Below are 23,174 nucleotides of genomic sequence, written 5' to 3'. Positions count from 1 at the left end.
GGTTTACGCAGATGAGCAAGACTTCTCTCGATAAGAGCAAGATCAAGTTCCTTCTTCTGGAAGGCGTCCACCCATCGGCTGTCGACGTTCTGAAAGCCGCCGGGTACACCAGCATTGAGTACATCACCAGTTCTCTGCCGGAAGCCCAGCTCAAGGAAAAGATCGCCGACGCGCACTTTATCGGCATTCGCTCCCGCACTCAGCTGACCGAAGAGATCTTCGACCACGCCAAGAAACTCGTGGCGGTCGGTTGTTTCTGCATCGGCACCAACCAGGTTGACCTCAACGCAGCGCGCGAACGCGGTATCGCGGTGTTCAACGCCCCGTACTCCAACACCCGTTCCGTAGCGGAGCTGGTATTGGCCGAGGCCATCCTGCTGCTGCGCGGTATCCCAGAGAAGAACGCCTCCTGCCACCGTGGCGGCTGGATCAAAAGCGCGGCCAACTCCTTCGAGATCCGCGGCAAGAAGCTGGGTATCGTTGGTTACGGCTCGATCGGCACTCAACTGTCGGTGCTGGCCGAAGGCCTGGGTATGCAGGTGTTCTTCTATGACACCCTGACCAAGCTGCCATTGGGCAACGCGACTCAAGTCGCCAGCCTGACCGAGCTGCTGGGCATGTCCGATATCGTCACGCTGCACGTTCCGGAAACCGCCGAGACCCAGTGGATGATCGGCGAGAAGGAAATCCGCGCGATCAAGAAAGGCGGGATCCTGATCAACGCCGCTCGCGGCACTGTGGTCAAGCTCGATGCCCTGGCCGACGCGATCAAGGACAAGCACCTGATCGGCGCCGCCATCGACGTGTTCCCGGTGGAGCCACGCTCCAACGACGACATCTTCGAAAGCCCGCTGCGTGGCCTGGACAACGTGATCCTGACCCCGCACATCGGCGGCTCCACTGCTGAAGCCCAAGCCAATATCGGCCTGGAAGTCTCGGAAAAACTGGTCAAGTACAGCGACAACGGTACCTCGGTATCGTCGGTCAACTTCCCGGAAGTGGCCCTGCCGGCTCACCCGGGCAAGCACCGCCTGCTGCACATCCACCAGAACATCCCGGGCGTGATGATGGAGATCAACAAGGTCTTCGCGGAAAACGGCATCAACATCTCCGGTCAGTTCCTGCAGACCAACGAGAAGGTCGGCTACGTGGTCATCGACGTCGACGCCGAGTACTCGGACCTGGCGCAAGAGAAGCTGCAGCACATCAACGGCACTATCCGTAGCCGCGTGTTGTTCTAAGGTTTCAACCGCACCACGAAAAAGGGAGCCCCGAGGGGCTCCCTTTTTTGCATCTGAACAAATCTTACTTGACGTTAACCGTGATGACTTTCGAGGCTACCGTAGGCTCGAACTGGCGATGCACGTTGTCGCCAGCCACCAGTTGCAAGGTGTGCTTGCCTGGCGTGAGGGTCAGCTCGGTCTCGGTTTGCGCCTTGCCGAAGTGAATCGAGGTAGCGGTGGCCGGGATCGCTTCGTTTGCGTTGAGCGCCCCCACTTCCTGATCTACCAGCAGGTGATGATGGCCGGCGCCCGGTACCTGTTTGTCGATCGGCTCCAGGTCCAGGCCCTTGATGCCAAATTTGACGGTGAAGGTTTTGTCGACAGTAGCGCCGTCTTTGGGCGAGACAATGAACACTTCAGCACCAGCAGGAGCCGGTGTGCGCGGCAGGTCGGCAGCGCTGGCCAACATCGAAGCACCCAGCAGCAGGGACGCCAGGGTTGCACGGGACAAAAGGGCTTTCATTCGCTTCTCCAGTTTTTCAGTGAAATCTGTAGGGTTATGACAACTTCGCGATAAATTGCGGTCCAAGGCACCCGACACCATAGCAAAACGATGCTGAACAGCGCCTCGTCCATTCGAATTCTCTAGGAGTGACCATGCGCTTTTCGCCTGGCCTGTTACTGTTGCTTGCCCTTCTGAGCCCATTGGCCCATGCCGAGCTGATCGATGACGTCAATGATCGCGGCGAACTGCGTATAGCCCTGGAAGCCAACACCCCGCCGTTCAATTTCAAGGAAGGCGACAAGCTCACCGGCTTTGAAGTGGAACTGGGTGAGCAACTGGCCAAGGAAATGGACGTACGCCCTTCTTTTATCACCACCGACGACAGTGACCTGTTGCCAGGTGTGGAAACTGGCAAGTACGACGTGGCAATAAACCATATCGCTATGACTGCCGAACTCAAGGATCGGTTCGATTACAGCACGGCTTATCGCGAGAAGCCGGACCTTGTGATCCCATTCCAGAAAGGTAACCCAGCGTTCAAGAGCAGCCTGGACATGGCCCTAGAGCGGGTGAAGGCGGATGGCAGATTGAAGGCGATGGCGCAGAAGTGGTTCGACAGCGACACACCGGCAGCCAAGGCACAGTAGATCAAATGTGGGAGGGGGCTTGCTCCCGATAGCAGCGGGTCAGTTGATAAATGTGTAGCTGACACTCCGCTATCGGGAGCAAGCCCCCTCCCACATTTTGTCCAAGGCAAGACTTTAGAATCCTTTGCCTGCCTAAAACGGCTCGTTGCCCCGCCGGCGAAACCAGCCGGTCAGGGACAGGCGTTCGCGCGTGGCCGGCAGTACCTCGTGGGGCACCTCGCCCGACAAAAACACCACCAGGCAGCCGCCGGTGGGCACCACGTCATATTCGACGCCGCCCTTGAGGTACATGCGCAACTGGCCGCCATGATCGGGCAGCCAGGCGTCGTTCAAGTAGATCACCGCCGAGACCATGCGCCGGTCGTCGTCACGAAAGCGGTCCACATGCTTGAGGTAAAACGCACCGGGCGGGTACATCGCGAAGTGGCTTTCGAAATCTTCCAGCCCAAGGAACAGGCTGCGGTTCATTGCCAGGCGCAGGCTGTCCATGACGGCCATATAGGTGTCGCAAACCGCCGCGTCGCCCTCTTCCAGCCACTGAATATGATCACCGCGAATACCCTCGCGAATCTCCTGGGCCGGCCCGCGCCCGACTGCCGCCGGTGCCAGCTCACCTTCGGCCGCACGTTTATGGCACTCAGCCGCCAGTTCCAGGGTCAGAGCCTGGGGCAGGAAGCCATTCTGCTGCGACCAGCCTTTTTCGGCCAAGTCGTCAACGATACGTTGCAGCAGCGGGTCATCGAGGGATATTTGCATGGCGCGCATAGTATCCATACGCCTGAGAATCCGACAGCGCCGTCGAGCGCCCGAATGCACTTTAAATCAGCTGTCTGATAGGACTTCTCGACAAATCCTACGCCCGACACGGACAATAGTGGCCGACTGACAGGAGTCCATATGCGTCGTTTGTTTTTTACCGTGTTGATGTTCTGCGTTTTGCCCGCCTGGGCAGACGGCCATGACCAGTTATACAAGGTTGCCGGCTGGGCCGAACAACGTGCGCATTTCAATGACGCCCTCAGTGCCGCCCAGCAACGCTACCGCAATAGCCTGCCGCCGGTGGTGTATCAGGCGCTGGTGGACAACAGCAATAAGCGCTTTGGCGCCCAAGCCATGGATCAGCGTGCCGAGGCGCAACTGCGCAAGCACCTGGCCAACCCGAAACCGGCCCTGGCGTTCTTCCAATCGCCCCTGGGCCGCAAGATCGTCGCCGCAGAATTGCTGGCCACGCGCCGCGACCAGTTGGCGAAAAACGCCCAGGGCTTGCCGAAAATCCAGGCCGACGCCACCCGCAGCCTGATCATCGGCCATCTGGCCCAAGCCCTGCCCGCGCGCGAGGCCGGTGCAGAAGTCAGCCTGGCGATTGCCGGTGTAGCGGCCGACAGCTTGAGCCAGATGATCCCCGGTTTGCTTGGCGGCGGTCAGGCCCAGGGTATGTTGAATGGGCAGCGCGAACGGTTGATGCAACAAATCGACAAGGACCTGAACAACACGCTGTTGTACGTCTACCGGGATTTGTCCGACCCGGAGCTGGAAGAGTTCGCTACGTTTGCCGAATCGCCGGAAGGTAAGGCGTATTACCAGGCGGCCCTGGCAGCCATTCGCGCAGGGCTGGCTGTCGGCCAAAGCACCTCAAGCCTGACGCAGTAATTGTGGGAGGGGGCTTGCTCCCGATAGCAGAGTGTCAGTCACCAGATATATGACTGACACACCGCAATCGGGGGCAAGCCCCCTCCCACATTTAAAATGCGTTAGTTCAGGTGATCGGTGAGGTACTTGAAGTACTCATTACGAATCTCTGGAATCTCATTGGCCAGGTGATGCCTGCCCCGCGGCAGCATCAACACCTCGGGCCGGTCGAACTTACCGCGTAGCACCTGCAAATTGTGTTGCCAATCCACCGTCATATCTTCCTCACCCTGCACGATCACCGGCCGCCGTGGGCTGCGGGGTGCGGCTTCGATGCGTTTGATCCAGCGCGCCAGCGCCCCTACCCAAGCGGTGGGCAATTGGCGCGGCTGCAGTGGGTCGGCTTCAAGGAACGGTTTGAACGCAGGGTCGTTGGAGTTATCGCTGAAGCGTCGGGCGATGCCTTTGACGAACGGGCGCAGCAGGTAATAGCTGACCTGCGACCATCCCCAGGCACGCGGCCGCACCAGCGGTGAGAGCAGGAAGGTCTTGCCCTGGGCCGGGCTGTCGGCGCCGTGGTTGAGCAAGTGATCCACCACAATGGCGCCGCCGGTGCTTTGCCCGAACAGGTGCCAGGGTTGCGGCAATTGCAGCGCCTTGGCCTCAGCGAACAACGCCTGCACCACGCTCTGGTACACCGCAAACTCATCGATGCTGGCGCGCGGGCCGCTGGACAAGCCGTGGCCCGGCAAGTCGCAGGCGATCACCACAAAGCCCTGATCCAGCGCCCAATCCACCACATGGCGGTACAACCCCATGTGGTCGTAGAAACCGTGGAACATGAACATCGTTGCCACCGGCGCAGGCGGCCACCATACCTGGGCCACCACTTCAAACCCGTCCACTTCCAGGCGCCCTAACCGGCTCACCGCCGGCACCTTGCGAGCGGCCAGGTCAAGCCCATAGAAACGTTGATAGACCCTTGCCTCGGCGCTAAGCGGTTGCGCGTCCACCAGGGGCCGCAAGCTTTCGCGCAGATGATCAGGGTCAAAGGTGACGGGCATAAAGGCTTCCAGACTGGCGGTGAAGATGAATATCGAGCTGCGATATTCATCTGTCAGGACAAGCATGGCAAGCTACGCGACCTGCGAGGATACCTTTGAATGCGACCGCCTTACCGCAACGCCCTGTTCGCCAGCCTGATCCTGGTTATCTGCGCCGGCGTGCTGTGGGCCGCGTATGACTGGTTCCAGGGCCGCTACCTGCGCGCCTTCAGCGAGCACACGGCGGTATTCTCCGGCGATGCGCTGCAACTGCCCGCCGCCCTCAGCGGCCCTGGCCCGATTCGCCTGGTGCACTTCTGGGACCCGGCCTGCCCGTGCAATGTCGGCAACCAGCAACACCTGGGTGAGCTGATCGAGCAGTACGAGCCCCAAGGGGTCGAGTTTTACGCCCTGCAAAAAGCCGGTAGCCACGGCACCCTGCCCGACAACCTGCGCCACATGAAAATCCTCGACGCCCTGCCCGGCGCCGATCGCATACCCGCCAGCCCGGCCGTGGGCATCTGGGACCGCACAGGCAAACTGGCCTATTTCGGCCCCTACAGCGAAGGGCTGACGTGCAATGCCAGCAACAGTTTTATCGAACCCATTCTCAAGGCCCTTGGAACCGGACGCGAAGTGAATGCCACTCACACCCTCGCGGTAGGCTGCTATTGTTCGTGGCCTGAGGATCAGTAGCCCGTCCACTCTGGTAAGGAATGTTCATGAAGCGCGTCTTGCAGATTTTCGCGGTGCTGATTGCGCTGGTCGCCCTCGGCGCCGGTTGGTATGTCTACAGCAAGCAGCCCACGCGTCAGGGCACAGTGCCGCTGGCCCACCTGCAAAGCTCGGTCACGGTGCGCTACGACGACCGTGGCGTACCGCATATCCGTGCCGAGAACGAGGCTGACCTGTACCGCGCCCTGGGCTATGTGCATGCCCAGGACCGGCTGTTCCAGATGGAGGTCATGCGGCGCCTGGCCCGTGGCGAACTGGCCGAAGTGCTGGGGCCCAAACTGCTTGAGACCGACAAGCTGTTTCGCAGCCTGCGCATTCGTGAGCGCGCCTTGAGCTACGCAGAGCACATGGACCCCGACTCAGCGTCGTCCAAAGCCCTGCAAGCCTATCTGGACGGGATCAACCAATATCAGGACAGCCACGCCAGCCCCATGGAGTTCGACGTGCTGGGCATCCCCAAGCGCCGCTTTACCGTCGAGGACAGCATCAGCGTCGCCGGGTACATGGCTTACAGCTTTGCCGCCGCCTTTCGTACCGAGCCGGTGCTGACTTACGTGCGCGACCATCTGGGCAGCGACTACCTGAAAGTGTTCGATCTCGACTGGCAACCCAAGGGTGCGCTCAACCTGGCGGCCAGTGACTGGCAAACCCTCGGCGCCATCGCCGCCCTGAGTGAGCAGGCCCTGGCCGACAACGGCCTGCCGCAGTTCGAGGGCAGCAACGCCTGGGCCGTCAGCGGCAGCCATACCAAAAGCGGCAAGCCGTTGCTGGCGGGTGACCCGCATATTCGCTTCTCGGTGCCATCGGTGTGGTACGAGGCGCAGTTGCAGGCGCCAGGCTTTGAGCTGTACGGCTATCACAACGCGCTGGTGCCGGTGGCGTTCCTGGGGCACAACCTGGACTTCGGCTGGAGCCTGACCATGTTCCAGAACGACGACCTTGATCTGGTCGCCGAGAAGGTCAACCCGGACAACCCCAACCAGGTCTGGTATCACGGCCAATGGGTCGACATGACCAGCAGCGAGCAACAGATCCAGGTCAAGGGACAGGCGCCGGTGACCCTCACGCTGCGCCGTTCGCCCCACGGCCCGATCATCAATGACGTGCTCGGCGAGAACGCGGGCAGCACGCCAATTGCCATGTGGTGGGCGTTCCTGGACACCGAAAACCCGATCCTCGACGGCTTCTACCAACTCAACCGCGCCGATACCCTGGCCAAGGCACGTGCCGCGGCCGCCAAGGTGTCGGCACCGGGCCTGAACATCATATGGGCCAATGCCAAGGGCGATATCGGCTGGTGGGCGGCAGCGCAGTTGCCGATCCGCCCGGCCGGCGTCAACCCGGCGTTCATCCTCGATGGCAGCACCGCCCAGGCCGACAAGTTGGGCTTCTACCCGTTCAGCGCCAACCCCCAGGAAGAGAACCCGGCACGTGGCTATGTGGTCTCCGCCAACGCCCAACCGGTATCACCCACCGGCATGGAGATCCCGGGCTACTACAACCTCGCGGACCGTGGCCAGCAGTTGAACGCGCAGTTGAGCGACAACAGCGTGAAGTGGGATGTAAGCAACAGCCAGGCTTTGCAACTGGGCACCACCACCGCCTACGGCCCACGCCTGCTCGCACCGCTGCTGCCGGTGCTGCGCGAAGGGATCAAGGACCCGGCTCAGCTCAAGCTGGTGGAACAGCTCGCAAGCTGGAAAGGCGACTACCCGCTGGACTCCACCAGCGCCACGCTGTTCAACCAGTTCCTGTTCAACCTTGCCGACGCGACCTTCCACCCGAAGCTGGGCGATGCACTGTTCAAGACCCTGATCACCACCCGTGTTATCGACGCCGCGTTGCCACGCCTGGCAGCCTCGGCGGACTCACCCTGGTGGGATGGCAAGCGCGCGGATATCGTCAAGCTCGCCTGGGACAACAGCCTGGCCCACCTCAAGACGACCTTCGGCGACGACCCGGCGCAGTGGCAGTGGGGCAAGGCGCACACCTTGACCCATGGTCATCCGCTGGGCATGCAGAAACCGCTGGATAAGCTCTTCAACGTCGGCCCGTTCGCCGCACCGGGCAGCCACGAAGTGCCGAATAACCAGACCGCCGCGATCGGCCCGGCGCCATGGCCAGTGACCTATGGGCCTTCGACACGGCGCCTGATCGACTTCGCCGACCCTGCCCACGCACTGACCATCAACCCAGTGGGGCAAAGCGGCGTACCGTTTGATGCTCACTATGGTGATCAGGCGCAAAGCTATATCGAAGGCGGGTATGAGCAGGCGCATTTCAGTGATGAGGAAGTGACGGCCAATACCCGAGGCACCTTGAAACTGTTGCCTGCCAGATAGCTGTTTATCGCTACACCGGCGCCGCAAAGTTAAGCCTGAACTGTTGCGGCGTGACGCCCAGGCGGCGATTGAACACGCTGCGCATGTGCTGGGCGTCGCGAAATCCGCATTGATAGGCCACCGTCTTGAGTGGCGCCGGGCTGCTTTCGAGCATCACCCGCGCCGCATCCACCCGCGCTCTCTCGACAAATTCCGCCGGCGTGATCCGCGCTTCACGGGCGAACACCCGGGAGAAATTGCGCGCACTCATATTGGCCGCCCTGGCCAAATCGGCAATGGTCAAATCCCCGGTCAGGTTGGCCAGCACGTACAACTGCACCAGCGCCACCGCCGAAGTGGCCTCGGCATGGGGAGTGAGAAACGGGCTGAACTGCGATTGCCCGCCCGAGCGTTGGGTGAACACCACCAGGCGCTTGGCCACGCTCAGCGCCACTTCCGGGCCGTGATCCTGGGCCAGCAGGTACAGCGAAAGATCGATACCCGCCGTGACCCCGGCCGAGGTGTAGAGGTTGCCGTCCTGCACATAGAGACGGTCGGCCTCGACCTGGGCAGAAGGGCACAGGCGCGCCAGGCTGGCGGCGTCATTCCAGTGGGTAGTGACGGTTTTACCGTCCAGCAGACCGGCGCGGGCCAGCATGAAGGCGCCGTTGCAGATCGAGCCGAAGCGCTGTGCCCTGGCAGCGGCATCGCGCAGCCACTCATCAAACTGAGGGCCGAAATCTTCGAAAGGCAGTTGCGGGCCGCCCGCTACCAGCAACAGGTCGTAGGGCTGCCGGGCTTCGCTGTAGTGCTTGTGCGCCTGCAATGACAGGCCATTGGAGGCAGCCAGAGTGCCGTGGCCGAAACCGATCACCTCCAGGCGGTAGTGATCGTCAGGCGCCAGGAAGCGGTTGGCCTCGCAGAACACATCCATGGGCCCGGTCACGTCCAGTGACTGGACGCCGGGGAAGATCAGGATCGCGACGGTTTTGTGCATGGGAGACCTTTATCTCTGGGCTGACGCAAAACCCTGTGGGAGCTGGCTTGCCTGCGATGCAGACACCTGGGCTCATCAGGTATACCGAGGTGATGCTAACGCAGGCAAGCCAACTCCCACATTAGATCGCGCGCAGCCTTGGCGCGATGTGGCAGCACATTGGCCGAAAACGCGCCCTCGTCTCGATAGCTGCGTCGCCCAAGCGCGAACAGACTGGATGCTTTCCAGAGGAGCACCACCATGAACACCACCATCGCCGGCATCAAAATCCCCGACAGCGCCTTGGCCAAAGCCACCACTGAATACATCCGCGACATCGAATCCGACCTGCTGTACCACCACTCGCGCCGGGTATTTCTGTTCGGCGCCTTGAGCGGAGAGCGCAAGCAACTGGCCTACAACCCGGAGCTGCTGTATGTCGGCGCAATGTTCCACGACCTGGGCCTGGTGGAAGGTCATCGCAGTGACGACCAGCGTTTCGAAGTGGACGGTGCCAATGCCGCCGCCGCGTTCCTCAAGCCTTACGGGCTGAGCGATGACGATATCGAACAAGTGTGGTTGTCCATCGCCCTGCACACCACACCGGGTGTGCCGCAACACCTGCGCCCCACCGTGGCGCTGGTGACCGCCGGGGTGGAGATGGACGTGCTGGGCATGGACTACGCCGCATTTTCCACGGTGCAGCGCGAAGCGGTGGTGCATGCGCATCCACGCGGTGAAGGGTTCAAGGAGTGCATCATCTGCGCGTTTGCCGACGGCTTGCGCCATCGCCCGCAGACCACGTTTGGCAACGTGAAGACGGATGTGCTGGTGGATCAGGAGCCGGGGTTCAGGCCGATGAATTTTGTCGAGGTGATTCGCACGTCGCCGTGGTTGGCGTAGCTGAGTTGAAATGCGATCAAATGTGGGAGGGGGCTTGCCCCCGATGGCGGTGTGTCAGTCAGCAAATCTGATACTGATACACCGCTATCGGGGGCAAGCCCCCTCCCACATTTTTGGCCCAGTTCCGGCAGTTAAACCGGGGCTGGAGCGCGGCGCTTGTCCGGTTGTTGCCAGCCATCCGCTGCAGCTTCTTCGATGGCTTGCTGGATGGCCTTCTTGCGATGCTCTTCGGCCCGACGGCTGAAGAACCACACCAGGAAGGTCACCAACGACACCGCCAACAGGATCAGACTCGCCACCGCGTTGATCTCGGGTTTAACCCCAAGGCGCACCGCCGAGAACACTTCCATCGGCAAGGTGGTGGAACCCGGGCCCGATACAAAGCTGGCCAGTACCAGGTCATCCAGGGACAGCGCAAACGACATCATGCCGCCCGCCGCCAGCGACGGCGCGATCATCGGGATGGTGATCAGGAAGAACACCTTCCACGGCCGCGCGCCCAAATCCATCGCGGCTTCTTCGATCGACAAATCCAGCTCACGCAAGCGCGCCGACACCACCACCGCCACATACGCCGCACAGAACGTCGTGTGGGCGATCCAGATGGTGACGATGCCACGTTCCTGGGGCCAGCCGATCATCTGCGCCATGGCCACGAACAGCAGCAACAGCGACAGGCCGGTGATCACTTCAGGCATGACCAACGGCGCCGTCACCAGGCCGCCGAACAGCGTACGGCCCTTGAACTGGCTGATACGCGTGAGCACAAATGCCGCCAACGTGCCCAGCGCCACCGCGGCCACCGCCGTGTAGCAGGCGATTTCCAGGGAACGGGCCACCGAGCCCATCAACTGGGTGTTGTCCAGCAGGCCCACGTACCACTTGATCGACCAACCGCCCCACACCGTCACCAGCTTGGATTCGTTGAACGAGTAGATCACCAGGATCAACATCGGCAGGTAGATAAACAACAAGCCTGCGACCAGCATGAAGCTGGAGAAACGAAAGCGCTTCATATCTTGCCCTCCAGCTCTTTGGCCTGGCTGCGGTTGAACAGAATGATCGGCACGATCAGGATCGCCAGCATCACCACGGCCAAGGCAGAAGCCACCGGCCAGTCACGGTTGTTGAAGAATTCCTGCCACAACACTTTACCGATCATCAGGGTTTCCGGGCCGCCGAGCAGTTCCGGGATCACGAACTCGCCCACCACTGGGATAAACACCAACATGCAGCCGGCGATGATGCCGTTCTTGGACAGCGGCACGGTGATTTTCCAGAAGCTGTTGAAGGTGCTCGAACCGAGGTCGGAGGCAGCTTCGAGCAGGCTCTGGTCGTGTTTGACCAGATTTGCGTACAGCGGCAGGATCATGAACGGCAGGTACGAGTAGACCACGCCGATATACACCGCGATGTTGGTGTTGAGGATCTGCAACGGTTCACTGATCAGCCCCATGGACATCAGGAAGCCGTTGAGCAAACCGTTGTTGCTGAGGATGCCCATCCACGCATACACGCGGATCAGGATCGCGGTCCAGGTCGGCATCATGATCAGCAGCACCAGCACGGTCTGCATCTCTTTGCGCGCCGTGGCGATGGCGTAGGCCATCGGGTAGCCGATCAGCAGGCACAGCAGCGTGCTGAAGAACGCCATCTTCAACGAGCCCAGGTAGGCGGCGATGTACAACTCGTCGCCCGCCAACAGGCTGTAGTTGGCCAGGTTCAGCACCACTTGCAGCTTTTGCTCAACGTAGGTGTAGATCTCGGTATAGGGCGGGATCGCCACATCGGCTTCGGCAAAGCTGATTTTCAATACGATGAAAAACGGCAGTGCGAAAAACAGAAACAGCCAGAGGAATGGAATCCCGATGACCACCTGCTTGCCATTGGGGATTATGCGATCCAAGCGCCGCTTGAATTTCTTCATGTTCATGAGCGAAGTACCACGCCGCTGTCGTCTTCCCACCACACGTAAACCTGATCACCCCAGGTTGGGCGCTGGCCACGGCGTTCGGCGTTGGCGACGAAGGACTGCACCAGCTTGCCACTCGGCAGCTCCACATAGAACACCGAGTGACCGCCCAGGTAGGCGATATCGTGCACCTTGCCGCTGGACCAGTTGTGCTCGCAGGTTGGCATTTCGGTGGTGACCAGCAGTTTTTCCGGGCGAATCGCGTAGGTCACCGACTTGTCTTCCACCGAAGTAGCGATGCCGTAGCCCACGTAGATGTCGCGATCCAGGTCCGGGCACTTGAGCACCGCATGGCCTTCGGCGTCGTCCACCACCTGGGTGTCGAAGATGTTCACGTTGCCGATGAACTCGCACACCAGGCGGCTGGTTGGGGTTTCGTAGATGTCGATCGGGCTGCCGATCTGGGCGATCCAGCCCAGGTGCATGATCGCAATACGCTCGGCCATGGTCATGGCCTCTTCCTGGTCGTGGGTCACCATCACGCACGTCACGCCGACGCGCTCGATGATCTCTACAAGCTCAAGCTGCATCTGCGAGCGCAGCTTCTTGTCCAGGGCGCCCATTGGCTCATCGAGCAGCAAGAGTTTGGGGCGCTTGGCCAGGGAACGGGCCAGGGCTACACGCTGGCGCTGGCCGCCGGACAGCTGGTGCGGCTTGCGCTTGGCGTATTGGCTCATCTGCACCAGCTTGAGCATCTCGGCCACGCGGGCGTCGACTTCGGCCTTGGGGATCTTGTCCTGCTGCAGGCCGAACGCGATGTTCTGCGCCACGGTCATGTGCGGGAACAGCGCATAGGACTGGAACATCATGTTGATCGGCCGCTCGTAGGGCGGCATGTCGGTAATGTCCACGCCGTCCAGGTAGATACGGCCTTCGGTTGGGCGCTCGAAACCTGCGAGCATACGCAGCAAGGTGGACTTGCCCGAACCCGAACCGCCGAGCAAGGCGAAAATCTCGCCTTTCTTGATTTCCAGGGACACATCGTCCACCGCAATCGTCTCGTCGAACTTCTTCGTGACCCGGTCGATTTTGACCAGCACCTTTTTCGGTGTCTGGTCGCCCTCGAGGGCTTTCTTATAGGCGCCGGAGGCAACTGCCATTTACGAAACTCCCAAAAAAAGAGTGCAGCTCGCCCAATACGGGCCAGCCTTGGATAGTTTGAGCCTTACTTGCCCGTCTTGACCTTGGTCCAGCTACGGGTCATTAAACGCTGCACTTTCGGGGGTAGCTCGAAGTTGACGAATGTCCGCTCGAGAACCGCCTGCGGTGGGTAAACCGCTGCGTCGGTGCGTATCGATTGTTCCATCAGCTTGTCCGCCCCGGGGTTAGGGTTGGCGTAACCGACGTAATCACTGACCTGGGCGATCACCTCAGGTTGCAGCAAATAGTTGATGAAGGCATGAGCCTCTTTAACGTTGCTCGCATCCTTGGGGATCGCCAGTACGTCAAACCAGAGGTTGCCGCCTTCCTTGGGAATTGCGTAGGCGATGTTCACGCCCTTGCCCGCCTCGGCCGCGCGGGCCTTGGCCTGGAACACATCACCGGAGAAACCGGCAGCCACGCAGATGTTGCCGTTGGCCAGGTCCGAGATGTATTTGGAGGAGTGGAAGTAAGTCACGTAGGGCCGCACTTTGAGCAGCTTCTCTTCGGCCTTCTTGTAGTCGGCCGGGTTGGTGCTGTTAGGGTCCAGGCCCATGTAGTTGAGCACTGCCGGCAGCATTTCATCGGCCGAATCCATGAACGACACACCGCAGGTGGCGAGCTTCTTCATGTTTTCCGGTTCGAACAACACCGCCCAGGAATCGATATGGTCGACGCCCAGCACTTCCTTGACCTTATCGACGTTGTAGCCAATGCCATTGGTGCCCCACAGGTACGGCACCGCGTACTGGTTGCCCGGGTCGTTCTTTTCCAGGCGCTTGAGCAGGGCCGGGTCGAGGTTGGCGTAGTTTGTCAGCAGTGACTTGTCGAGCTTCTGGAACGCCCCGGCCTTGATCTGCTTGCCGAGGAAATGGTTGGACGGCACGACCACGTCATAGCCGGTACGCCCGGCGAGCAACTTGCCTTCCAGGGTTTCGTTGGAATCAAACACGTCATACACGGGCTTGATGCCGGTGGCCTTTTCAAAGTTGGCCAGGGTGTCGGGGCCGATGTAGTCCGACCAGTTATAAACATGCACCGTCGATGCGGCCTGCACGCTGACAGCCAGCGTGATACCTGCACCCACCAGCAAGGCTTTGCGAAATAAAGAAATTGGCAAGTGGAGGTCCTCTTAAATAGTTGGGCCCAAAGTTGTTGCCCGGCAACAAAACCGGCGCGCAACTTACCCTCGATAAACCGATCCGGCAAAACTTTCTTTGATCTAATTTGTGGGAGAGGGGCTTACCCCCCTCCCACAGCTGCCAGGGCTTACTTGCCCGACTTGATCTTGGTCCAGCTACGGGTCATTTCACGCTGGGTCGCGGCCGGCAAGTCGGCAATCGCGTAGAGCTTGGCCTGCACGTCCGCCGACGGGTAGATGCCCGGGTCGCTGGTGATGTCTTTGTCTACCAGTGCGGTGGCCTTCTCGTTACCGTTCGGGAAGCGCACGCTGTTGGTGATGCTCGCCATCACTTCCGGCTTGAGCAGGTAGTTCATGAAGGTGTAGGCGGCCTCGACGTTTTCGGCATCCTTGGGGATAGCGACCATGTCGAAGAAGCTGCCGGCGCCTTCTTTCGGAATGTCGTAGGCGACTTTGACTTTGCCACCGGCTTCAGCCGCACGGGACTTGGCCTGCTGGATGTCACCCGAGTAACCCACGGCCACGCAGATGTTGCCGTTGGCGAGGTCGGAAATGTACTTGGACGAGTGGAAGTAACCGATCGAAGGACGGATCTTCAAGAACAGGTCTTCAGCCTGCTTGAGATCGGCTTTCTTCTGGCTGTCGGTCGGCAGGCCCAGGTAATGCAGCGCGATTGGCAGCATTTCGGTTGGCGAGTCGAGGAAGCTCACGCCGCAGCTTTTCAGCTTGGCGATGTTTTCCGGCTTCATCAGCACATCCCACGAATCGATCTTGTCCACGCCCAGCGCGGCCTTGACCTTCTCCGGGTTGTAACCGATGCCGATCGAACCCCACATGTACGGGAACGCGTGCTTGTTGTCCGGGTCGCTGACCGACACGGCCTTGAGCAGGGATTTGTTCAGGTTGCTGTAGTTAGGCAGCTTGGACGTGTCCAGCTCCTGATACACGCCGGCCTTGATCTGCTTGGCCAGGAAGTTGTTCGACGGCACGACGATGTCGTAGCCGGACTTGCCTGCCAGCAACTTGGCTTCCAGGGTCTCGTTGCTGTCGAACACGTCGTACACCACCTTGATGCCCGACTCTTTTTCAAAGTTGGCGATGGTGTCCGGTGCAATGTAGTCAGACCAGTTGTACACGTGCAGCACTTTATTGTCTGCCTGGGCCGCGCCCGCCATTGCGCCCATCAGGGACAAGGCGAGGAGGGTCTTGCCAGCGTTTTTCAAACCTAATGCCTTCATTGGGTGATGCTCCGATTTTTCTTTTTTGGGCCGCACATTGTTTATGTTTCGGGCCCAGCCAAAGGGCAACAAAACAGGACGACAGTCTGGCAAGTTCAGGGGCCCGCTTTCAACCGGCCCCCGCATTTATCTACTCAGCCCTGCAATGCCGCCAACGTCAGGTCCAGGCAATGACGGGCCTTGGTCACCAGCTCGTCGATTTCTGCCTGGCTGATCACCAGCGGCGGTGAAATGATCATGGTGTCGCCCACGGCGCGCATGATCAGGCCATTCTCGAAGCAGAAGGTTCGGCAGATCATGCCGGCGCCCTTGCCTTCATGACGCTTGCGCGTGACCTTGTCCTGCACCAGCTCGATCGCACCGAGCATACCCACGCCGCGCACTTCGCCCACCAGCGGGTGGTCAGCCAGTTCCCTCAGACGTTTCTGCAAATACGGTGCCGTTTCGTCGTGTACACGGCTGACGATTTTTTCATCGCGCAGGATACGGATGTTTTCCAGGGCCACGGCCGCTGCGACCGGGTGGCCGGAGTAGGTAAAACCGTGGTTGAAATCGCCCCCTTCGTTGAGCACCGCCACCACTTCGTCGCGCACGATCAGGCCGCCCATGGGCACGTAGCCTGAGGTCAGGCCCTTGGCGATGGTCATCATGTGTGGCTTGAGGTCGTAGAAATCGCTACCGAACCACTCACCGGTACGGCCGAAACCGCAGATCACTTCGTCGGCGACAAACAGGATGTCGTACTTGGCGAGAATTTCCTTGATGCGCGGCCAGTAGGTGGCGGGTGGCACGATCACACCACCAGCTCCCTGGATCGGCTCGGCGATAAAGGCGCCGACGTTGTCCACGCCCAACTCCAGAATCTTCTCTTCCAGCTGGTTGGCGGCCCAGATCCCGAATTCTTCAGGGCTCATGTCGCCGCCTTCGCCAAACCAGTAGGGTTGAGCGATGTGGGTGATGCCCGGGATAGGCAGGTCGCCCTGCTCATGCATATAAGTCATGCCACCCAGGCTGGCGCCGGCCACGGTGGAACCGTGGTAGCCGTTCTTGCGGGCAATGATGGTTTTCTTGTTCGGCTGGCCCTTGATCGCCCAGTAGTGGCGGACCATGCGCAACATGGTGTCGTTGCCTTCGGAGCCGGAGCCGGTGAAGAACACATGGTTCATGCCGGCGGGCGCGACTTCGGAAATGACTTTGGCCAGTTCAAGCACCGGCGGGTGTGCGGTCTGGAAGAACAGGTTGTAGTACGGCAGCTCTTTCATCTGTTTGGCGGCGGCGTCAGCCAGTTCGTCGCGACCATAGCCGATCGCCACGCACCACAGGCCGGCCATGCCGTCGAGGATCTTGTTGCCTTCGCTGTCCCACAGGTAAACACCGTGGGCTTTGGTGATGATCCTTGGGCCTTTCTCTTTCAATTGCTTGAAATCGCTGAACGGCGCCAGGTGGTGATCATTGCTCAAGGCTTGCCATTCACGGGTTTGCGGGTTGTTGCTGGACATACCAATCTCCTAGACTTTTCAGTGAAGGGCGCGCCGTTTGAAGGACGCGCCCGGCGCATCAGACGGCGAAGAGCAGGAATTCCCGCTCCCACGAACTGATCACGCGCTTGAAGTTTTCATGCTCGGCCCGCTTGACCGCGACGTAGCCTGTGATGAACTTTTGCCCCAGGTATTTCTCGATGGTCTTGCTGTTTTCCATACGCTCAAGGGCATCTTCGATGGTCAACGGCAGACGCAGATTGCGGCGCTCGTAACCACGGCCGACTACTGGCGCGCTCGGGTTGTGGCCTTCGACCATGCCGATGTAGCCGCACAGCAGGCTGGCGGCAATCGCCAGGTAGGGGTTGGCATCGGCGCCCGGCAGGCGGTTCTCCACGCGGCGGTTCTGTGGGCCGGCATCTGGAACGCGCAGGCCGACGGTGCGGTTCTCTTCGCCCCACTCCACGTTCACCGGCGCCGAGGTGTCGGGCAGGAAGCGGCGGAACGAGTTCACGTTCGGGGCGAACAGCGGCAGCAATTCAGGGATGAACTTCTGCAGGCCACCAATGTGGTTGAGAAACAGCTGGCTCATGGTCCCGTCTTCATTGGAGAAGACGTTCTTGCCGGTGGCGATGTCGATGATGCTCTGGTGCAGGTGCATCGCGCTGCCGGGCTCGCCGGTCATCGGCTTGGCCATAAAGGTGGCAGCCACGTCGTGCTTGAGCGCGGCTTCACGCATGGTGCGCTTGAACACCAGGATCTGGTCGGCCAGGGACAGGGCATCGCCGTGACGGAAGTTGATTTCCATCTGCGCGGTGCCGTCTTCGTGGATCAGGGTGTCGAGGTCCAGCTCCTGCAGTTCGCACCAGTCGTAGACGTCTTCGAACAGCGGGTCGAATTCGTTGGCCGCTTCTATAGAGAAAGACTGGCGGCCAGTCTCCGGGCGCCCGGAACGGCCAATCGGCGGTTGCAGCGGAAAGTCCGGGTCTTCGCAACGCTTGGTCAGGTAGAACTCCATCTCCGGCGCCACGATGGGCTGCCAGCCGCGGTCGGAGTAGAGTTTGAGGACTTTCTTGAGCACGTTGCGCGGCGACAGCTCGATCGGGTTGCCTTGCTTGTCGTAGGTGTCGTGGATCACCTGAGCAGTGGGCTCGATGGCCCAGGGCACCAGGAATACCGCGTTCTGGTCGGGGCGGCAGATCATGTCGATGTCGGCCGGGTCGAGCAATTCGTAATAGATGTCGTCTTCGACATAGTCGCCGGTCACGGTCTGCAACAGAACGCTTTCGGGCAGGCGCATGCCTTTTTCGGCGATGAACTTGTTGGTCGGCGAGATCTTGCCCCGGGTAATACCGGTGAGGTCGCCAATCATGCATTCGACTTCTGTGATCTTGTGGTCTTTCAACCAATCGGTGAGCTGGTCGAGGTTGTTACTCATAAATGCCTCTGGGCTGGGTTTCCTGGCATCCGTTAAAAGCCAGGCGTTGGTTGACGCAGCATCCGCGTCGTTTGTTCATTCAGGGTAGGAGCTTACCTGCCATTTGCCCAAGGGTTGCATTCCTCACGCCAAAGTTGTGCAGAATCATGATCGGCACGGCGAATATGGGCGGGTGGGTGGCGCAGGCGTTGGTAAAGAGGAGGTCGGACGGGCCGTCAAGAATATTGGCCGGTGCGTGAGCATTCACGCGGGACGAACGGACTGCGCACAATGTGTGGCGCAAGCACGCAGAGACGCCGAATGGCGGCAGGTGAAACATGAAGCACCCCGGTATTATTGCTGTTATGGGTTTGAATCGAGCTTAGCCTTGTTCATTTTTTTACACAACACCCCCGTAAAAAATACAACACGGCCCGCTCAAGCCTGCAGGTCCAAAGACCTTTAAACCCAAAAAACCGCCCCAAAAAGCCCCAAAAAAGGCTTCATGGCGCTTTTTTAGGGCAAAAAATGCCTCGCTTGACTTCGGCAAGCCGTTCGGGTTGACTGAAACCAGAAAAGATCAATGATTGATATTTTTAACAACAAAGGTGTTGCATCATGTCGGTACCCCCGCGTGCCGTTCAGCTTAACGAAGCGAACGCGTTCCTTAAGGATCATCCTGAGGTTCTGTACGTAGACCTTCTAATTGCGGATATGAATGGTGTGGTGCGCGGCAAGCGCATCGAACGCACCAGCCTCCACAAGGTTTACGAGAAGGGCATTAACCTGCCTGCCTCTTTATTTGCCCTGGATATCAATGGCTCGACGGTGGAAAGCACCGGCCTGGGCCTGGACATCGGTGATGCTGACCGAATCTGTTATCCAATCCCCGACACCCTGTGCAATGAACCCTGGCAAAAGCGCCCTACCGCGCAATTGCTGATGACCATGCACGAACTTGAAGGTGAACCTTTCTTCGCCGACCCGCGCGAAGTGCTCCGCCAAGTTGTAAGCAAGTTTGACGACCTCGGTCTGACCATCTGCGCCGCCTTCGAGCTTGAGTTCTACCTGATCGACCAGGAGAACGTGAACGGCCGCCCACAACCGCCCCGCTCGCCGATCTCCGGCAAACGCCCGCACTCGACACAGGTCTACCTGATCGACGACCTCGACGAATACGTCGACTGCCTCCAGGACATTCTGGAAGGTGCCAAGGAGCAAGGCATTCCGGCCGATGCCATCGTCAAGGAAAGTGCCCCGGCGCAGTTCGAAGTGAACCTGCACCACGTGGCCGACCCGATCAAGGCCTGCGACTACGCAGTACTGCTCAAGCGCCTGATCAAGAACATCGCCTACGACCATGAGATGGACACCACCTTCATGGCCAAGCCTTACCCAGGGCAGGCAGGCAACGGGTTGCACGTACACATCTCCATTCTGGACAAGGACGGCAAGAACATCTTTGCCAGCGAGGATCCCGAGCAGAACGCCGCATTGCGTCACGCGATCGGCGGTGTGCTGGAGACCCTGCCCGCCCAAATGGCGTTCCTGTGCCCCAACGTCAACTCCTACCGTCGTTTCGGCGCACAGTTCTATGTGCCGAACTCGCCGTGCTGGGGCCTGGACAACCGCACCGTAGCGATTCGCGTACCCACCGGCTCTTCCGATGCCGTGCGTATCGAACACCGCGTGGCCGGTGCCGATGCCAACCCTTATCTGCTGATGGCTTCGGTCCTGGCGGGTGTACACCACGGTCTGACCAACAAGATCGAACCGGGCGCTCCGGTGGAAGGCAACAGCTACGAGCAGAACGAGCAAAGCCTGCCGAACAACCTGCGCGATGCCCTGCGCGAGTTGGACGACAGCGAGGTGATGGCCAAGTACATCGATCCTAAATACATCGATATCTTTGTTGCCTGTAAGGAAAGTGAGCTGGAAGAGTTTGAACACTCCATCTCCGACCTTGAGTACAACTGGTACCTGCATACCGTGTAAGCGGTTGCGGCATTGAAGAAGCGCCACAGGCTTAGGGTCTGTGGCGTTTTTTTATGGGCTTATTCCGGGAGACCGAATTGGTCTCATCGGGAGCAAGCCCCCTCACACACTGACCGAGTTCCAGATTTGGAATGGGGTCAACTGTGGGAGGGGGCTTGCTCCCGATGGCGGTCTGGAAGACAACACACCTCCCTGCTCATACAATGCCCGCTGCCTTGTAGGAGACTTCCATGACCACCCGCCCCGCCGCCCCTCGCAAACCCCGCGCCCGCAGCCAGGCGCGGATCGACGCGATCCTCGACGCCGCCCGCACCTTGCTGGCCACCGAAGGCGTGGCGAGTTTGTCGATCTACAGCGTGGCCGACCGGGCGCAGATTCCACCGTCGTCGGTGTATCACTTCTTCGCCAGCGTGCCGGCTTTGCTGGAGGCGTTGACCGCCCAGGTACACGCCGCCTTCCGCGCCGCCATCCAGGCGCCCATCGAACATGACTCACTCAAGCATTGGCGCGACCTGTCCTACATCGTTGAACAGCGCATGCTCAACGTTTACGACCAAGACGCTGCAGCACGTCAGTTGATCCTGGCACAGCACGGGTTGACTGAGGTGACCCAGGCCGATCGTCAGCATGATCTGGAATTGGGGGACTTGATGCTGGAAGTGTTCAACCGCCATTTCGAAGTGCCGAGCTTGCCCAAGGATGTGGATGTATTTGCCCTGGCGCTGGAGTTGAGCGACCGCGTGTATGCGCGCTCAGTGCATCAGCATGGGCTGATCACGCCGCGTATGGCGCAAGAAGGGATGCGCGTGTTTGATGCCTATGTGGGGCTTTATTTGCCGGCGTATCTGCCCAAGCGGTAAGCCTTGTGTTGGCTGGGCCGGCCCTATCGGGGGCAAGCCCCCTCCCACATTTTGACCTTATTGTTCCTGAATAAACGCGGTCTAGTGTGGGAGGGGGCTTGCCCCCGATAGCGATCTCAAGCAATCACAACTTGGCAATCGACACCTCAGTGGATTTCACAAAGGCAATCACTTCACTGCCAATCACCAGCTCCAGCTCTTTGACCGAACGCGTAGTGATCACCGAAGTAACGATGCCGGACGCAGTCTGTACGTCGATTTCCGACAGCACGTCACCGACCACGATTTCCTTGATGGTGCCTTTGAACTGGTTACGCACGTTGATGGCTTTAATAGTCATGATGTTTTTCCTGTGTGGGTTATTGAGCCCAACGCAATTGCGTCGGCAGCGGTGAAACAGGTTCGGGTTCCGGCGGTGAACCGGGCAGCGACAGCACGCGGTTGAGCACCTCGGCCTCCAACGCGGCCAGGCGGTGTGAACCACGGGCCCGTGGGCGTGGCAGGTCGACGGCGAGGTCGAGACCGATTTCGCCGTCTTCGATCAGAATCACCCGGTCGGCAATCGCCACGGCTTCGCTGACATCGTGGGTCACCAGCAACACAGTGAAACCGTGCTTGCGCCAGAGGTTCTCGATCAGTTGCTGCATCTCGATGCGGGTCAGGGCGTCCAGTGCGCCCAGCGGCTCATCGAGCAGCAACAGGCGCGGTTGGTGAATCAACGCGCGCGCCAATGCCACACGCTGCTTCTGGCCACCGGACAAGGCCGCCGGCCATTCATTGGCGCGCTCGGCCAGGCCCACCGCTTCCAGGGCCTCCAGCGCCCTGGGGCGCCAGTTGCCCGTAAGGCCGAGGCCGACGTTGTCGATGATCTTTTTCCACGGCAGCAAACGCGCTTCCTGGAACATCAATCGTGTGTCTTCAATCGCCTCGTGCAGCGGCGCGGAGCCGGCCAGCAGCTCGCCGCCACTGGCCTTGTCCAGCCCCGCCAGCAAGCGCAACAAGGTACTCTTGCCGCAGCCGCTGCGACCTACCACGGCCACGAATTGACCGGCCGGAATATGCAGGTCGATGTCCTTGAGCACTTCGCGAGTGCCGAAGGATTTGCGCAACTTGCGCACCGCCAGGGGAATGCCCTTGAGCAGGCGCGGGGGTTGTTGAGCTGTCATGCCGCACCTCCTTTGACTTGATACGCCGGGTGCCAGCGCAGCCATACCCGTTCCAGGCCACGCGCCGCCAGGTCGGCGAGTTTGCCGAGGATCGCGTACATCACGATGGCCAGCACCACCACATCGGTTTGCAGGAACTCACGGGCATTCATCGCCAGGTAACCGATGCCGGAACTGGCCGAGATGGTTTCCGCCACGATCAGCGTCAGCCACATAAAGCCCAGGGCAAAGCGCACGCCCACCAGGATCGACGGCAGCGCGCCAGGCAGGATGACTTGCCAGAACAGGCTGAACCCCGACAGGCCATAGCTGCGCGACATTTCCACCAGCGCCGGGTCGACGTTGCGGATACCGTGATAGGTGTTCAGGTAGATCGGGAACAACGTGCCGAGTGCCACCAGGAAAATCTTCGCGGTCTCGTCAATGCCGAACCACAGGATCACCAGTGGAATCAGCGCCAGGTGCGGCACGTTACGAATCATCTGCACAGAGCTGTCCAGCAAGCGCTCGCCCCACTTCGACAACCCGGTGATAAAGCCCAGGGCCAAACCAATGCTGCCGCCGATCACAAAGCCCAGGCCAGCACGCCAGCCACTGATGGCCAGGTGTGTCCAGATTTCGCCGCTGACCACCAGGTTGACTCCGGCTTCGATCACCGCACTGGGCGCCGGCAAAATGCGCGTCGACAACCACCCCGCCGACACCGACAACTGCCACACCGCCAGCAACAAGATCGGCAGCACCCAGGGCGCCACGCGATGGCTGAATTTTTCAAAGTCCATAAC

At 60.1% G+C, this 23,174-nt stretch carries 22 protein-coding genes; 8 read left to right on the top strand and 14 right to left on the bottom strand.

Annotated features, from left to right (window positions below):
* Positions 1 to 11 precede the first annotated feature (11 nt).
* Positions 12 to 1,241 (top strand): phosphoglycerate dehydrogenase, encoded by a 1,230-nt coding sequence (serA, locus tag JH25_RS11455; protein ID WP_005792342.1) that lies wholly within the window; start codon positions 12 to 14, stop codon positions 1,239 to 1,241.
* Between the two features lie 64 nt (positions 1,242 to 1,305).
* On the opposite strand, the gene JH25_RS11460 is transcribed toward serA, so the two are convergent.
* Positions 1,306 to 1,746 (bottom strand): DUF4399 domain-containing protein, encoded by a 441-nt coding sequence (locus JH25_RS11460; RefSeq protein ID WP_032878870.1) that lies wholly within the window; start codon positions 1,744 to 1,746, stop codon positions 1,306 to 1,308.
* Between the two features lie 134 nt (positions 1,747 to 1,880).
* On the opposite strand from JH25_RS11460, the gene JH25_RS11465 reads away from it, so the two are divergent.
* Complete coding sequence (locus JH25_RS11465) at positions 1,881 to 2,375, top strand: transporter substrate-binding domain-containing protein (protein ID WP_032878868.1); 495 nt, start codon at positions 1,881 to 1,883, stop codon at positions 2,373 to 2,375.
* Positions 2,376 to 2,507: 132 nt separating this feature from the next.
* Here the strand turns inward: JH25_RS11465 and JH25_RS11470 are convergent, their stop codons facing one another.
* Positions 2,508 to 3,140, bottom strand: a complete 633-nt coding sequence (locus JH25_RS11470; RefSeq protein WP_032878867.1) for a 2OG-Fe(II) oxygenase — start codon at positions 3,138 to 3,140, stop codon at positions 2,508 to 2,510.
* A gap of 132 nt (positions 3,141 to 3,272) precedes the next feature.
* Here JH25_RS11470 and JH25_RS11475 point away from each other — a divergent pair, with 132 nt between their 5' ends.
* Positions 3,273 to 4,025: a DUF2059 domain-containing protein gene (locus JH25_RS11475; protein WP_032878866.1), complete on the top strand. Its 753-nt coding sequence runs from the start codon at positions 3,273 to 3,275 to the stop codon at positions 4,023 to 4,025.
* Between the two features lie 101 nt (positions 4,026 to 4,126).
* Here the strand turns inward: JH25_RS11475 and JH25_RS11480 are convergent, their stop codons facing one another.
* Positions 4,127 to 5,068 carry an alpha/beta hydrolase gene (locus tag JH25_RS11480; RefSeq protein ID WP_032881182.1) on the bottom strand — a complete coding sequence of 314 codons (942 nt, stop codon included), beginning with the start codon at positions 5,066 to 5,068 and terminating at the stop codon, positions 4,127 to 4,129.
* A 99-nt stretch (positions 5,069 to 5,167) separates the two neighbouring features.
* Here JH25_RS11480 and JH25_RS11485 point away from each other — a divergent pair, with 99 nt between their 5' ends.
* A complete protein-coding gene (locus tag JH25_RS11485; protein WP_032878865.1) occupies positions 5,168 to 5,743 on the top strand; it encodes a DUF6436 domain-containing protein in 576 nt (191 codons plus the stop codon).
* 26 nt (positions 5,744 to 5,769) lie between these two features.
* The gene (locus tag JH25_RS11490; protein ID WP_032878863.1) at positions 5,770 to 8,124 is read left to right on the top strand and encodes a penicillin acylase family protein; all 2,355 of its coding nucleotides are present in this window, start codon (positions 5,770 to 5,772) and stop codon (positions 8,122 to 8,124) included.
* Positions 8,125 to 8,134: 10 nt separating this feature from the next.
* Here JH25_RS11490 and JH25_RS11495 read toward each other — a convergent pair whose 3' ends face one another.
* The gene (locus tag JH25_RS11495; protein WP_032878862.1) at positions 8,135 to 9,100 is read right to left on the bottom strand and encodes a GlxA family transcriptional regulator; all 966 of its coding nucleotides are present in this window, start codon (positions 9,098 to 9,100) and stop codon (positions 8,135 to 8,137) included.
* Positions 9,101 to 9,340: 240 nt separating this feature from the next.
* Between JH25_RS11495 and JH25_RS11500 the strand changes: the two genes are divergently transcribed.
* The gene (locus tag JH25_RS11500) at positions 9,341 to 9,982 is read left to right on the top strand and encodes an HD domain-containing protein (RefSeq protein ID WP_032878860.1); all 642 of its coding nucleotides are present in this window, start codon (positions 9,341 to 9,343) and stop codon (positions 9,980 to 9,982) included.
* Positions 9,983 to 10,113: 131 nt separating this feature from the next.
* Here the strand turns inward: JH25_RS11500 and JH25_RS11505 are convergent, their stop codons facing one another.
* The 7 genes from JH25_RS11505 to JH25_RS11535 all read right to left on the bottom strand — a co-directional run bounded on the left by JH25_RS11505 (position 10,114) and on the right by JH25_RS11535 (position 18,389).
* Positions 10,114 to 10,998, bottom strand: coding sequence for an ABC transporter permease subunit (locus JH25_RS11505; protein ID WP_003195236.1), 885 nt, complete (start codon positions 10,996 to 10,998; stop codon positions 10,114 to 10,116).
* Positions 10,995 to 11,915, bottom strand: coding sequence for an ABC transporter permease subunit (locus tag JH25_RS11510; RefSeq protein WP_005792353.1), 921 nt, complete (start codon positions 11,913 to 11,915; stop codon positions 10,995 to 10,997). Before JH25_RS11510 ends, JH25_RS11505 begins: the two co-directional genes overlap by 4 nt.
* Positions 11,912 to 13,054 carry an ABC transporter ATP-binding protein gene (locus tag JH25_RS11515; protein WP_003195240.1) on the bottom strand — a complete coding sequence of 381 codons (1,143 nt, stop codon included), beginning with the start codon at positions 13,052 to 13,054 and terminating at the stop codon, positions 11,912 to 11,914. Before JH25_RS11515 ends, JH25_RS11510 begins: the two co-directional genes overlap by 4 nt.
* Before the next feature lie 65 nt (positions 13,055 to 13,119).
* Complete coding sequence (locus tag JH25_RS11520; RefSeq protein ID WP_005792355.1) at positions 13,120 to 14,214, bottom strand: polyamine ABC transporter substrate-binding protein; 1,095 nt, start codon at positions 14,212 to 14,214, stop codon at positions 13,120 to 13,122.
* A gap of 149 nt (positions 14,215 to 14,363) precedes the next feature.
* Entirely contained in the window at positions 14,364 to 15,458 is a 1,095-nt protein-coding gene (locus JH25_RS11525; RefSeq protein ID WP_032803992.1) for a polyamine ABC transporter substrate-binding protein, read from the bottom strand.
* 149 nt (positions 15,459 to 15,607) lie between these two features.
* Positions 15,608 to 16,972 (bottom strand): aspartate aminotransferase family protein, encoded by a 1,365-nt coding sequence (locus tag JH25_RS11530; RefSeq protein WP_032878858.1) that lies wholly within the window; start codon positions 16,970 to 16,972, stop codon positions 15,608 to 15,610.
* Between the two features lie 58 nt (positions 16,973 to 17,030).
* Positions 17,031 to 18,389 carry a glutamine synthetase family protein gene (locus JH25_RS11535; RefSeq protein ID WP_003195249.1) on the bottom strand — a complete coding sequence of 453 codons (1,359 nt, stop codon included), beginning with the start codon at positions 18,387 to 18,389 and terminating at the stop codon, positions 17,031 to 17,033.
* A 597-nt stretch (positions 18,390 to 18,986) separates the two neighbouring features.
* Here JH25_RS11535 and JH25_RS11540 point away from each other — a divergent pair.
* Positions 18,987 to 20,363: a glutamine synthetase family protein gene (locus JH25_RS11540; RefSeq protein ID WP_003213894.1), complete on the top strand. Its 1,377-nt coding sequence runs from the start codon at positions 18,987 to 18,989 to the stop codon at positions 20,361 to 20,363.
* A 230-nt stretch (positions 20,364 to 20,593) separates the two neighbouring features.
* Positions 20,594 to 21,223: a TetR/AcrR family transcriptional regulator gene (locus JH25_RS11545; protein WP_032878856.1), complete on the top strand. Its 630-nt coding sequence runs from the start codon at positions 20,594 to 20,596 to the stop codon at positions 21,221 to 21,223.
* A gap of 124 nt (positions 21,224 to 21,347) precedes the next feature.
* On the opposite strand, the gene JH25_RS11550 is transcribed toward JH25_RS11545, so the two are convergent.
* Genes JH25_RS11550 through ssuC form a run of 3 tightly spaced genes read right to left on the bottom strand, consistent with a single transcriptional unit; the run spans position 21,348 to position 23,171 of the window.
* A complete protein-coding gene (locus JH25_RS11550; RefSeq protein WP_003176783.1) occupies positions 21,348 to 21,563 on the bottom strand; it encodes a TOBE domain-containing protein in 216 nt (71 codons plus the stop codon).
* A 19-nt stretch (positions 21,564 to 21,582) separates the two neighbouring features.
* A complete protein-coding gene (ssuB, locus tag JH25_RS11555; RefSeq protein WP_005792359.1) occupies positions 21,583 to 22,389 on the bottom strand; it encodes an aliphatic sulfonates ABC transporter ATP-binding protein in 807 nt (268 codons plus the stop codon).
* On the bottom strand, positions 22,386 to 23,171 hold the full coding sequence (ssuC, locus tag JH25_RS11560) for an aliphatic sulfonate ABC transporter permease SsuC (protein ID WP_032878854.1): 786 nt from the start codon (positions 23,169 to 23,171) through the stop codon (positions 22,386 to 22,388). The genes ssuB and ssuC overlap by 4 nt, the downstream gene beginning before the upstream one ends.
* Between the last annotated feature and the right edge of the window lie 3 nt (positions 23,172 to 23,174).

The organism is Pseudomonas sp. BRG-100, from assembly GCF_000737955.1.
Classification (GTDB): Bacteria; Pseudomonadota; Gammaproteobacteria; order Pseudomonadales; family Pseudomonadaceae; genus Aquipseudomonas; species Aquipseudomonas synxantha_A.
Note: the sequence above shows the minus strand (reverse complement) of the source record. Positions and strands in the feature narration are given on the sequence as shown.